The organism is Actinoplanes sp. NPDC019969 (assembly GCF_055562375.1).
The window spans coordinates 22664-34184 of sequence record NZ_JBVHFK010000013.1 but is presented as its reverse complement, the minus strand read 5'-3'; the positions used below and the strand labels follow the sequence as shown (position 1 = coordinate 34184).

The following is an 11521-nucleotide window of genomic DNA, read 5'->3' as shown; positions in this document are numbered from 1 at the left end:
TCATGGAGCGATACGAGTTCAGGGTCCGGGGCTTCCTCGGCCCGCTGCTCCGCAAGGCCGTCGGCGAGCTGCGCTTCCGTACCCTTCCGTCGCAGAGCACGATCAGCGGGCGGCTCTCCGAGGACGACCTGGAGAAGCTGCTGGCCCGGCTGGCCGGCTCCGGCGTCCAGGTCCTCTGCCTGCGGACCTCGAGTTCCGATCGGGGCTGAGTCACGACACGCGGGTCAATCCGGCGCGGACCACTCCGCGCCGGTTCGCGTGCGGTACGCGGCGACCGCGTCCTCGATCGTCGGGAAGAAGTGCTCCGGATCGATCGTGTGGGTCAGCTGATAGCGGTCGATCTTGCGGCGGACCGGGTCCTTCAGCTCGGCCAGCACCAGCGACGTCCCCTGGGCGTTGAGTTCGTTGTCCAGGCTCTCCAGCATGTCCGCCGCGGTGATGTCGACGTCGGTGATCGGCTCCGCGGCGATGACGATCCACTCCGGCCTCGGCTCGCTCGCCGCGAGCTGCCGGATCTGGTCACGGAACACCCGCGCGTTCGCGAAGATCAGCGGCGCGTCGAACCGGAACATCACCAGCCCCGGCAGCCGCTCGGCGTCCGGATAGGACGTCACGTCGTGATAGCCCGGCATCCCCCGGGTGCGCCCGAGAACCGCCTGGTAGGGCCACCACACCCGGCGGAACACGTTCAGCACCGACAGGCCGACCGCGGCGACGATGCCCGGCAGCACGCCCAGCAGCGCCACCCCGAGGAACGCGGCGATCGACACCAGGAACTCCATCCGGCGGCGCCTCCACAGCAGCACCGTGCCGGGGATGTCGGCCAGCGAGAGCGAGGCGGCGATCACCACGGCGCCCAGCGCGGGTTGCGGCAGGTTGCGCAACAGGCCCGGCACGAAGACCAGCATCAGTACGATCACCGCCGCGCCCACCACCCCGGTGAGCTGCGACTTCGACCCGGACTGCTCGGCCACCGCGGTCCGCGAGCCGCTGGTGCTCACCGGGAAACCCTGGAACAGCGAGGCGGCGATGTTGGCGGCGCCGATCCCGGTCATCTCCTGGTTCCCGCGGACCTGCTGACCGGTGCGGGCGGCGAACGACGACGCGGTGGAGATGGTGTCGGTCAGCGAGACCAGGGTGATGCCGATCGCCCCGGCCAGCAGCAGCCCGAACTGTTCCCAGGAGGCGTGCGGCCACGCGAGCGGCGGCAGTCCCTGCGGCAGCGGGCCGACCAGTTTCACCCCGTGCGCGCCGAGGTCGAAGATCGACGACACGGCGATCGCGCCGACCACGGCGACCAGCACCGCCGGGATCTTCGGCAGCCATCGTTGCAGTACCAGGATGAGCAGCAGCGCGAACAGGCCGACGCCCAGGGCCGCCGGGTTGACCTCGCCCGCGGCGATCCCCCGTACGAAAGCCCGGGTCTCCTCGATCAGCCCTTCCCCGTCGACGGAGAACCCGCAGAGCTTCGGCAGCTGGCTGATCAGGATGGTCAGGGCCAGGCCGTTCATGTAGCCGATCTGGGTCGGCTTGGACAGCAGGTCGGCCAGGAAACCGAGCTTCGCGATCCCGGCCGCCGTCATGATCAGGCCGACCATCAGGCCCAGCATCGACGCCAGCGCGACCGCCGCGGCCGGATCGCCGCCGGCCACCACCAGCGGCAGCACCACCGCGGCGATCATCGGGCCGAGCGAGGAGTCCGGGCCGAGCACCAGGATCCGGGACGGGCCGAAGACGGCGTAACCGAGCAGGCACAGCACCGTCGTGTAGAGGCCGTTGATCGCGGGCAGGCCGGCCAGTTCCGCGTACGCCATTCCCTGCGGCACCAGCAACGTGGTCAGGACCAGGCCCGCGACCACGTCCTTGACCAGCCACTGCCGGCGGTACGTGCGTACCGCCGCGATGCCGGGCACCCAGTCTGCCGCTCTCATGCCGCCCCCCTGTTCCGGTTCTCCGACAAGCAAGCCATGACGAGCGCCCGGCTACGTCATTCCGTGCGGATGACGTAGGTCAAATGAACCGCGGGGATCCTGGACGTGTCAGGCTGATGCCGGAAGGGGTCCACCATGGCCGATCTCGCTGAGAAGTACGACCAGGCGCTGCGCGAGATCGCCCGGCTCCGGCGGCGGGACGACGCCGAGGGGATGCTACGCCCCTGGCAGGTCGAGCTGCTGAAGCTGCAACGCCATCTGGAGGCGGAGAACCTGCGGATGATCGTGCTGTTCGAGGGCCGGGACGCGTCCGGCAAGGGCGGCACCATCCGCCGCGTCTCGCGGTTCATGAACGAGCGGCACTACCGGGTCGTCGCGCTCGGCCGGCCCACCGACGAGCAGCGTTCCCAGTGGTACTTCCAGCGGTACGTGGCCGAGTTCCCGACCGGCGGCGAGATGGTGCTGTTCGACCGCAGCTGGTACAACCGCGCCATGGTCGAGCGGGTCTTCGGCTTCTGCACACCCAAGGAGTACAAGGACTTCCTGCGCGGCGTCACCGGCTTCGAGAAGGACCTCACCCGGCAGGGCACGGTGCTGATCAAGCTGTACTTCAGCGTCACCCGGCAGGAACAGGCGCGGCGTTTCGAGCGGCGCCGCACCGACCCGCTGCGGCAGTGGAAACTCAGCGAGATCGATCTGCAGGCCCAGGACCGGTGGGACGACTTCACCGAGCGGAAATTCGAGATGCTGCGGCGTACGGACACCAGGGCCGCCCCGTGGCTCATCGTGCGTTCCAACGACAAGCACGCCGCCCGGCTGAACACCATGAAGGTCATCCTCGGCGCGATCGACTACAAGGACCGCTCAGGCGACCTGGACTTCACCCCCGACCCCGGGATAGTGGTCAGCGGTGCGGACGAGCTGGCCCTCATGCGGGCGTCGCGCCGCCGGATCGGCCGGTTCACCGAGTAGGCCTGTCGTACCGGACCGCCAGCGGGCTCGCGCTGAAACCGTGGGCCAGCACGCTGAGCAGCACGGTCAGCGTGATCACGGCGACCGCCGGCTCCGCGCCCGGGCCCAGCTCCTCCACGGCGATCAGGGCGAACACCACCGACGCCAGGCCGCGCGGCCCGAACCAGCCGATGAACAGGGTCGCGCGGCGGCCGAGACCCGAACCGGCCAGGCCCAGCGCGACCGGGACCATCCGGATCGCGGTGAGGCTCAGCACCGCGTACAGCACGACCCACCCGTCCAGGCGCCCGTCGAGCAGCGGCAGCGCGATCGCGCCGAACAGCACCCAGACCAGCAGGGAGGCCAGGTCGGCGGTCTGCTCCACGTAGAACACCTCGCGGGGGCCACGACGGCCGGCGACGTGCCCGAACGCCATCCCGGCGGCGAACGCGGCGGCGAAACCGTTGGCGTGTACGGCGGTCGACAGGCCGTACGCCGCCAGGGCCAGAGCCAGCACCGCCGGGCCCGCGAAGCTGTCCTCCGCCCAGCCCCGCCGGCCGGCCACCCGCAGCAGCGCGCCGCCCGCCGCACCCACCGCCACCCCGGCCGCCGCTCCCCCGGCCAGCTGGAGGACCGCGCCGAGCACGCCGCCGCCGGCGTGGCCCTCGGCCGACGCCACCCCGGCCAGGGCCAGCATCACGACCGGCGTGACGATCCCGTCGTTCAGGCCGCTCTCCACGTTGAGGATGCGCCGGATCCGCTCCGGCACCGCCGGATGGGTGATCACCACCGCGCCCAGCGCCGCGTCGGTAGGGGCCAGCGCCGCCCCGATCAGCAGCGCCATCCACGGGGTGTCCACCCCGGGCAGCAGCCAGGCGGCCAGGGTGCCGGCCGCCACCGTGATCGGCAGCGCCACCCCGAACAACCGGGCGTAGACCCCGGCGTCGGTACGCAGCTCGCGCACCCCGACCCGGGCCGCGTCGGAGAACAGCACCCACACCAGGGTGGCCTCGGTCAGCGCCATCACCCCGGCGGTGTCGGTGTCCGCCTCCAGGCCGAACCCGAAGGCGAGCAGCGCGCCGATGCCGACGAACACCATGGGGGCGGTCAGATCGGCCCGTTCCAGCCGGGCCGACATCGCGCCCCAGACGACGACGGCCACCAGGATCACCAGCACGCCTGCGGTCACACCTCATGGCAGCGCATCGGCGGGCGCGCCGGATCATCCGTAGCGGAGGGGGCGCGCGGCGTCCGTGGGAGGGACGGTGACTACGACAGGCCCTGTCGCGCTTTCGGAGGAGAACATGGCCAAGCACAAGAAACGGTCGGCCGCCACGGACGATGACGGCGCGGCCCCGCCCCGGATGAAGGAGAAGGAGTACCAGAAGGAGCTCCGCCGGCTGCACGGTGAGCTGGTCACCATGCAGGAGTGGGTGAAGGCGAACGGCGCGAAGGTGTGCATCGTCTTCGAGGGACGCGACACCGCCGGCAAGGGCGGCGCGATCAAGGCGATCACCGAGCGGGTGAGCCCCCGGGTGTTCCGGGTCGTCGCGTTGCCGGCGCCCACCGAGCGGGAGCGGTCGCAGATGTACCTGCAGCGGTACGTGCCGCATCTGCCCGCCGCCGGTGAGGTCGTCATCTTCGACCGCAGCTGGTACAACCGGGCCGGCGTGGAACGGGTGATGGGATTCTGCAGCAAAGGTCAGGCGCGGCAGTTCCTGCAGGCCACGCCGAGCATGGAGCACCAGATCGTGGACTCCGGCGTGATCCTGGTCAAGTACTGGCTCGAGGTCAGCCCGCAGGAGCAGACCCGCCGCCTGGAGGGCCGGATCAACGATCCGCGCAAGACGTGGAAGCTGTCCGAGCTCGATCTGCTGTCGTACACCCGCTGGGACGACTACTCCCGGGCCCGTGACGACATGTTCCGGGCCACCGACACCGAGTGGGCGCCGTGGTACCTCGCGGTGACCGACGACAAGAAGCGCGGCCGGCTCAACATCATCAGTCACCTGCTCAGCGTGGTGCCGTACGAGGCGCTGAAACGCGACGCGGTGAAGCTGCCCAAGCGCCCGGACCCGGACGAGCAGGTGAAGCACGTCGCGGTGAGGCACATCCCGACCCTATTCTGAAGAAACCTTAATATTGCCGGATGTGGACGGCTGACTTCCTCCGGTACTTCGTGGCCCGCACCATCTCGATGTTCGGCGACGCGATGCTCACCGTCGCGGCCGCCCTGGCCATCGGGCAGGTGTACGGGGCCACCGGCGTCGGCCTGGTCCTCGCCGCGTGGATGCTGCCGATGCTCGGGTTCATCCTGTTCGGCGGGGTGTTCGCGGACCGCTTCGGGGCCCGCCCGCTGATGCTCGGCGCCGACCTGGTCCGCCTCGTCGCGCAGATCGTGGTGGCGGTCGCGTTCTTCACCGGCACCCCGTCGCTGGCGCTGCTGATCGTCTGCTCGGCGGTCAGCGGCGCCGCGGCGGCCATGTTCCAGCCCGGCGTCAACGGCCTGGTCCCGCTGGTCAGCAACGATCCGCAGCGGGCCAACGCGACCATCCGCACCGCCGTCGCGTTCGCCGAGATGCTCGGCCCGGCGGCGGCCGGTGTGCTGTTCGCGCTGTTCGGGGCCGGCCCGGTGTACGCCGTCGACGCCGCCACCTTCGCGATCAGCGCCCTCTGCCTCGCCACTCTGCGCACCGGCCCGGTCCCACGGCGGAAGTCCTCGACGGTCCGGGACCTGATCGAGGGCTGGCACGAGTTCCGCGCCCGCACCTGGATCTGGAGCGTCATCCTGGTCTGGGTCGCGTACGGGATCTTCCTGTTCGGCCCGCTCATCCCGCTCGGCGCGGTGCTGGTCAGCGAGGATCTGGGCGCGTCGGCGTACGGCTGGATGCAGTCCGCCCTCGGCGCCGGAACCGTGTGCGGCGGCATCGCCGCGCTGCGCTTGCGGCCGCAGCGCCCGCTCGCCACCGGCGCCGTCGCGATGTTCGGGTTCGTGCTGCTGCCGCTGGCCATCGCCACCCACGTCAGCCTGCCGTGGCTGCTCGCCGCCGCCGGGGTCAACGGCCTGGTCTGGGCGTTCTGGTCGATCCAGTGGCAGACCAGCGTGCAGACCCAGGTGCCGCCGGCGATGCTGAACCGGATGACCTCGTACGAGGTCCTCGGCTCCACCGGCAGCCTCCCGATCGGTCAGGCCCTGGCCGGGCCGGTCGCCGTCGCGGTCGGCGCCGAGCGGGTGCTCGGCGCCTCCGTCGTCGTCGGCGTGCTGGGCTGCGCCGCCCTGCTGCTCATCCCCGCGGTCCGCGGCCTGCGCCGCGTCGCCGAGCCCGCGTCTCCAGCACTGCCTCGGCCAGCCGAGCGGTGAGCAGGTCCTCCCCCGGGTGCGAGAGGGCGAGGCACCGGTTGCCCCCGACAGCGTGTGGATTTCGGGCGCGTATGACGGCCGTACTCCACACGCTCTCGGTCGTTGGGGTCCTTCCGCCCGCACGGTCCGGCCCTCGGCCCCGGGTCACCGCTGCCGGGGCGGCGAATAGTCGGAGACAGACCGATGTCAGCGAGGAGGACACCATGACAGCCATCGGCCGCGACGCGGCCAGCACCCTCGGACACGCTCCGGCGCCGGGTTCGGCGCTCACCCCCGTGGCTGCCCGTACGCTCGCCGTCCTGCGGATCTCGCTCGGTGTCGTCTTCCTGTGGGCGTTCCTCGACAAGATGTTCGGCTGGAACTACGCCACCCCCGCCGAACGCGCCTGGATCAACGGCGGCTCCCCCACCAAGGGTTTCCTCTCCGGTGCCGACGTCGGCCCGTTCTCCGGCTTCTTCAACGACATCGCCGGCCAGGCCTGGGCGGACTGGCTGTTCATGCTCGGCCTGCTCGGCGTCGGGCTCGCCCTGATCCTCGGCATCGGCCTGCGGATCGCCGCCGGCGCCGCCGCCGCGATGATGCTGCTGATGTGGCTGGCCGAGTTCCCGCCCGCGCAGACCGACCACGCCGGCGAGGCCACCCACTCCACCAACCCGGTCGTCGACTACCACGTCGTCTACGGGCTGGGCGCGATCGTCGCCGCTCTCACCTATGCCGGTCACACCTGGGGCCTGGGCCGCCAGTGGGCCGGGCTCCCGTTCGTCCAGCGCAACCGCTGGCTGATCTGAACCCCGTCCGGCTGGTCGTCAGGGCTGTCTCAGCGTCGCCGAGACAGCCCTGAGGCCCAGCCCGTCAATCGGCCGCGACGACCAGACCGCTCTGGTACGCGAGGATCACCAGGTGCACCCGATCGCGGGCGTCGAGCTTGGTGAACAGCCGGGCCACGTGGGCTTTCGCGGTGGCCGGGCTGATGTGCAGGGCCTCGGCGATCTCCGCGTTCGACCGGCCCTGCCCGACGAGCGTCAGCACCTCCCGTTCCCGGTCGGTGATGCCGTCCAGGGTGCGGCGGACGGACGTGGAAGCCGGCGCGGCCGTGCCACCGGCTCCCGTTCCGGCGCCCTGTCCCGCTCCGGTTCCCTGTCCCGTCCCGGCTCCCCCTCTGGCTACCGCCCTCTGTCCCGCCCCGGTTCCCTCTCTGGCTCCCGTTCCGGCTCCCGGGCCCGCTCCTGTTCCAGTTCCAGTTCCTGCTCCGGCTCCGGCTCGGGCGAAATGCTCGATCAGGCGGCGGGTGACGCTCGGCGCGATCAGCGCGTCCCCGGCGGCCACCACCCGGATCGCGCCCAGGATGTCCTCCAGGGCCATGTCCTTGACGAGGAAACCGCTGGCCCCGGCACGCAGGGCGGCGTACACGTACTCGTCGTCGTCGAACGTCGTCAGCACGAGAACCCGCGCCGGCTCCGGCCCGGCAGCGACGTGCCGGGTGGCCTCGATACCGTCCATCACCGGCATCCGGATGTCCATCACCACCACGTCCGGCCGGTGCTCGCGGACCAGCCGGACCGCCTCGGCGCCGGTGGCCGCCTCGCCGATCACCTCGATGTCGGGGGCGTCGTTGATGAGCACCCGTAACCCGCTGCGAATCAGTGGCTGGTCGTCGGCCAGCACCACCCGGATCCTCGCCGGTGTCCCGGCCTCGAAAGGCTCGCCCATCACGCCGCTCCGGGCAGGGGGATGCGGGCCATCACCCGGAAGCCGCCGCCGGGTGGCTCGCTCGCCTCGAACTCGCCGCCGAGCAGACTGACCCGCTCCCGCATGCCGGTGATGCCGTTCCCCGGGCCCGCGGCGGGACCCCGCCCGCCGTCGGCGACCTCGATGGTGAGGGTGCCGGCGTCCTGGCGGATGTCGACGTCGCAGCCGTCCGTGCCGGCGTGCCGGATCACGTTGGTCACCGCCTCCTGAACGATGCGGAACGCGGACAGGTCGATGTCCGGTGGCAGTGGCGCCGTCTCACCGTGCCGCCGCAGGCGCACCGCCACCCCGGCCTGGGCGCTGCGCGCCACCAGGTTCTCCAGGTCGGCCAGCCCGGGCGCCGGGTCCCGGGGCGCCGGGCCGGACCCCGCATCGGTACGCCGGAGCGTGCCCAGCATCCGGCGCAGCGCCGCCGCGGTGTCCCGGCTGGTGTCCTCGATGTTGGCAAGCGCGTTCCGGGCCTCGGCCGGCTGGGTGTCGATGACCCGGCGGCCCACCCCGGCCTGCACGGCGATGACGGCGATGCTGTGCGCGACCATGTCGTGCAGCTCACGGGCGATCCGCAGCCGTTCCGCCTCCACCGCCCGGGCCTCGGCCTGCTCCCGCTGGGCGGTCGCGTACCGCCGGCGCTGCCCGACCGAGTCGCCGACCACCCCGGCGGTGATGGCCGCCAGGGACACGACGGTCAGCAGGGTCGGCACGTCGTCGAGATAGCTCAGGGCGACGGCCACCGCCGCTTGGACGACGGCGACCGTGACCACCACCGGGATCGCGACCCGCCGCGACCGGACGGCGGCCACGTTGCCGGCCAGCACGTCGGTGACGATGAGCAGGATCACCGCGAGGATCTTGCCGTAGATCTCATCGGGGACCGCGAACAGCACCAGGACGCCGCCGACGACCACGACCGCGAGCGCCGACAGCGGCGACCGGCGGGCCAGTTTCACCGGCAGGAGCAGGGCCAGGCCCATGCCCGCCAGCCACTGCAGCGCGCCCGGGTCACCCGGCAGGGTCACGGCCACGAACAGGACGAACGGGAACAGGAGCGCGCCGATCCAGGCCGGCACGGCACCTGACCGGGAGTGTGCGGCAGGCATGCGACAGATCGTAATGAGGCGGGGCCGGTCGGGGCATCGGCCCGTGGTAGTAAGCCCGTGGGCTACCCCCGGTACCGACCACGGGCCGATGTGCCGGCCCACCCCGGCCCGGCACGGTGTGCGCCATGACATTGATCAGACGCCTGCGGATGGTACTGGTGATCACCACGGTCCTGGTGGCGCCCGCGACGGGTTCGGTGCTGGCCGCGCCGGCCACGACCGCCGCCCCGCCCCCGGCCGGCATGGCCGCCTGGGAGGCCGACCAGCGGCAGCTGCCGGACCCGGTGACGGCTGCCCCGGCCCGGATCCGCGCCTGGTTCGCCACCCTGCCCGCGGTCCGGCAGGCCGAGCTCGCCACCACGTACCCCGATGTCGTGGGCAATCTGGACGGCGCTCCGATCGCGCTGCGGTACGCCGCGAACCGCCGGTCCATGCTGGCCGCCGGCGTGCACCACCCCGACGGCGACTACCTGATCTTCGACCCGCGCGGGCGGGGCCGGGTCGCCCAGGTGTTCGGCGACCTGTCCACCGCCTTGCGGGTCGCGATTATCGTGCCCGGCATGCGAAACCGGCTGGCGAACTTCTGGCGTGGCGTGGGCGGCGAGGCGTACCGATCTCCCGCCCTTCACGCCGCCGACCTGCAGAGAGCCGGATCGGGGCCGGGTGGGCTGGCCGTGATCGCCTGGCTGGGCTACGACACTCCGCAAGGTTTCGACGAAGCGGGCCGGCCGCGGCTCGCCGAGTCCGGCGCGGCCGCGCTGACCCGGTTCGTGGACGGTCTCGCCGCGGTCCGGCCGGACGCCACGATCGCGCTGCTCGGCCACAGTTACGGATCCACGGTGATCGGGCACGCCGCGTCCCGGCTCGGGCCCCAGGTCACCGACATCGCCGTGTTCGGCAGTCCCGGCATGGGTGTGGACACCGCTGCGGCGCTCGGCACCGGGGCCCGGGTCTGGGCCGGGCAGAGCAGCGCAGACTTCGTCGGGTGGCTTCCGTCGGGCCGGGTGTTCGGCGTCGGCCACGGGGCGAAGCCGGTCGATCCGGGGTTCGGTGCCCGGGTGTTCCCGACGGCCGACGTCCACGATCACGACCACTACCTGACGCCCGGCACCGATTCCTTCACGGCGCTGGCCGAGATCACCGAGAGCGGCGGGCTTACCGAGGGCGACCGACCAACCGAGGACGATCGGCTCGCCGAGAGCGGCAGGCTCGGCGGGGGTCCGCGGTGAGCCTCGCGGTGCGGCTGGACGCCGCCACCCCGGCCCACCGCGACCGTACGGTGGACGCCCTGCGCGCCGTCGCGATCCTCGGCGTGGTTCTCGGGCACTGGCTGGTGTCCGCGGTGGTGAGCGACCCGGCGCGGGCCACCGCCTGGCACGGCGCGAGCCCGCTGGCGGAACATCCGGCGCTGATCCCGGTGACCTGGGTGCTGCAGACGCTCGGCCTGTTCTTCTTCGCCGGTGGCTATTCGGCCGCCCGGGGCATCCGTGGGCGCTATCTGCCGTGGCTGGCCGCCCGGTTCGCCCGGCTGGCCCGGCCGGTCGCGGTGCTCGCCGCGGTCTGGGTGCCGGCGTGGCTGTTGTTGCAGGCCACGGGCGCGCCGGAGAGCACGTTGCATCTGGTGCGCTCGCTGCTCGTACACCCGATGTGGTTCCTGCTGGTCTATCTGGTCCTGACCGCGTGCGCCCCGGCGCTGCGGGCGGCCGTGACCCGGTACGGCCTGTGGCCGCTGCTGCCGTTGCTGCCGTTGCTGACGCTGGTGGTGGCCTCGGACGTCGGCCGGCATCTCGGCGTGGCGGGCTGGTCGCGGCCGCTGGCGACGGTGGCCGGCTGGGCCGTGCCGTACCTGCTCGGCATCGCGCTGGCCGAGGGCATCCTCCCGCGCCGGGCCGGGCTCGTGCTGCTGCCGGCCGGTGTCGCGGCGGGCGCCGCGCTGGTGCTGCTGGCCGGCTATCCGGCGAGCGCGGTCGGGGTGCCCGGCGACGGATGGTCCAACCTGGACCCGCCGTCCCTGTTCGCCATGGCGCTGGCCGCCGCCCAGATCGGCGTCTACCTGCTGCTCCGCGACCGGCTGGCCGGTTGGCTGCGGCATCCGGCCCGCTGGACGCCGGTCGCCGTGCTGAACCTGGCCGCGATGACCGTGTTCTGCTGGCACCAGAGCGCCCTGCTGCTGGTCAGCTTCGCCGGGCTGCTCGCCGGCCGGCTGCCGGGCCTGCTGGACGAGCCGACCGGGATCTGGCCCGTGCACCGGCTGCTGTGGCTGCCGGTGTTCGCGCTCACCCTGGCGGTCCTCTGTTCCGCCTTCCACCGCTGGGAGAAGACCCGCTGACCAGCAGCTGCTCGCTCTTCCACCGCGGAGAGGACGACTGCTGACCAGCGGCTGCTCGCCGTTGGTCCCGGGCCCGGTGGCCAGCACGCTCGGGTGCGGCCGC

General features: G+C 72.3%; 11 protein-coding genes. 7 read left to right on the top strand and 4 right to left on the bottom strand.

Going from position 1 to position 11521, the window contains the following annotated elements; all coding sequences use genetic code 11:
• Nucleotides 1–2 precede the first annotated feature (2 nt).
• The gene (locus ACZ3II_RS33090; RefSeq protein ID WP_465522719.1) at nucleotides 3–209 is read left to right on the top strand and encodes a hypothetical protein; all 207 of its coding nucleotides are present in this window, start codon (nucleotides 3–5) and stop codon (nucleotides 207–209) included.
• Between the two features lie 15 nt (nucleotides 210–224).
• Here the strand turns inward: ACZ3II_RS33090 and ACZ3II_RS33085 are convergent, their stop codons facing one another.
• The gene (locus tag ACZ3II_RS33085; protein ID WP_465522717.1) at nucleotides 225–1931 is read right to left on the bottom strand and encodes a SulP family inorganic anion transporter; all 1707 of its coding nucleotides are present in this window, start codon (nucleotides 1929–1931) and stop codon (nucleotides 225–227) included.
• Nucleotides 1932–2066: 135 nt separating this feature from the next.
• Between ACZ3II_RS33085 and ppk2 (ACZ3II_RS33080) the strand changes: the two genes are divergently transcribed.
• Nucleotides 2067–2903: a polyphosphate kinase 2 gene (ppk2, locus tag ACZ3II_RS33080; protein ID WP_465522715.1), complete on the top strand. Its 837-nt coding sequence runs from the start codon at nucleotides 2067–2069 to the stop codon at nucleotides 2901–2903.
• Here the strand turns inward: ppk2 (ACZ3II_RS33080) and ACZ3II_RS33075 are convergent.
• Complete coding sequence (locus ACZ3II_RS33075) at nucleotides 2893–4059, bottom strand: cation:proton antiporter domain-containing protein (RefSeq protein ID WP_465522713.1); 1167 nt, start codon at nucleotides 4057–4059, stop codon at nucleotides 2893–2895. The two genes, ppk2 (ACZ3II_RS33080) and ACZ3II_RS33075, sit on opposite strands and share 11 nt — an antisense overlap.
• 127 nt (nucleotides 4060–4186) lie before the next feature.
• On the opposite strand from ACZ3II_RS33075, the gene ppk2 (ACZ3II_RS33070) reads away from it, so the two are divergent.
• The 3 genes from ppk2 (ACZ3II_RS33070) to ACZ3II_RS33060 all read left to right on the top strand — a co-directional run bounded on the left by ppk2 (ACZ3II_RS33070) (nucleotide 4187) and on the right by ACZ3II_RS33060 (nucleotide 7031).
• Entirely contained in the window at nucleotides 4187–5011 is an 825-nt protein-coding gene (ppk2, locus tag ACZ3II_RS33070; protein ID WP_465522711.1) for a polyphosphate kinase 2, read from the top strand.
• 20 nt (nucleotides 5012–5031) lie between these two features.
• The gene (locus tag ACZ3II_RS33065) at nucleotides 5032–6243 is read left to right on the top strand and encodes an MFS transporter (protein ID WP_465522709.1); all 1212 of its coding nucleotides are present in this window, start codon (nucleotides 5032–5034) and stop codon (nucleotides 6241–6243) included.
• 203 nt (nucleotides 6244–6446) lie between these two features.
• Complete coding sequence (locus ACZ3II_RS33060; RefSeq protein ID WP_465522707.1) at nucleotides 6447–7031, top strand: DoxX family membrane protein; 585 nt, start codon at nucleotides 6447–6449, stop codon at nucleotides 7029–7031.
• 64 nt (nucleotides 7032–7095) lie between these two features.
• On the opposite strand, the gene ACZ3II_RS33055 is transcribed toward ACZ3II_RS33060, so the two are convergent.
• A complete protein-coding gene (locus tag ACZ3II_RS33055) occupies nucleotides 7096–7953 on the bottom strand; it encodes a response regulator (RefSeq protein ID WP_465522705.1) in 858 nt (285 codons plus the stop codon).
• On the bottom strand, nucleotides 7953–9089 hold the full coding sequence (locus tag ACZ3II_RS33050) for a sensor histidine kinase (protein ID WP_465522703.1): 1137 nt from the start codon (nucleotides 9087–9089) through the stop codon (nucleotides 7953–7955). Before ACZ3II_RS33050 ends, ACZ3II_RS33055 begins: the two co-directional genes overlap by 1 nt.
• A 125-nt stretch (nucleotides 9090–9214) precedes the next feature.
• On the opposite strand from ACZ3II_RS33050, the gene ACZ3II_RS33045 reads away from it, so the two are divergent.
• A complete protein-coding gene (locus ACZ3II_RS33045; protein ID WP_465522701.1) occupies nucleotides 9215–10318 on the top strand; it encodes an alpha/beta hydrolase in 1104 nt (367 codons plus the stop codon).
• Nucleotides 10315–11418: an acyltransferase family protein gene (locus ACZ3II_RS33040; protein WP_465522699.1), complete on the top strand. Its 1104-nt coding sequence runs from the start codon at nucleotides 10315–10317 to the stop codon at nucleotides 11416–11418. The genes ACZ3II_RS33045 and ACZ3II_RS33040 overlap by 4 nt, the downstream gene beginning before the upstream one ends.
• The last annotated feature ends 103 nt before the right edge of the window (nucleotides 11419–11521 follow it).

Coding starts and splice junctions, on each gene's coding strand:
- ACZ3II_RS33090 (WP_465522719.1), top strand. CDS start 3: ATGGAGCGATACGAGTTCAGGGTCCGGGGCTTCCTCGGCCCGCTGCTC.
- ACZ3II_RS33085 (WP_465522717.1), bottom strand. CDS start 1,931: ATGAGAGCGGCAGACTGGGTGCCCGGCATCGCGGCGGTACGCACGTAC.
- ppk2 (WP_465522715.1), top strand. CDS start 2,067: ATGGCCGATCTCGCTGAGAAGTACGACCAGGCGCTGCGCGAGATCGCC.
- ppk2 (WP_465522711.1), top strand. CDS start 4,187: ATGGCCAAGCACAAGAAACGGTCGGCCGCCACGGACGATGACGGCGCG.
- ACZ3II_RS33065 (WP_465522709.1), top strand. CDS start 5,032: ATGTGGACGGCTGACTTCCTCCGGTACTTCGTGGCCCGCACCATCTCG.
- ACZ3II_RS33060 (WP_465522707.1), top strand. CDS start 6,447: ATGACAGCCATCGGCCGCGACGCGGCCAGCACCCTCGGACACGCTCCG.
- ACZ3II_RS33055 (WP_465522705.1), bottom strand. CDS start 7,953: ATGGGCGAGCCTTTCGAGGCCGGGACACCGGCGAGGATCCGGGTGGTG.
- ACZ3II_RS33050 (WP_465522703.1), bottom strand. CDS start 9,089: ATGCCTGCCGCACACTCCCGGTCAGGTGCCGTGCCGGCCTGGATCGGC.
- ACZ3II_RS33045 (WP_465522701.1), top strand. CDS start 9,215: ATGACATTGATCAGACGCCTGCGGATGGTACTGGTGATCACCACGGTC.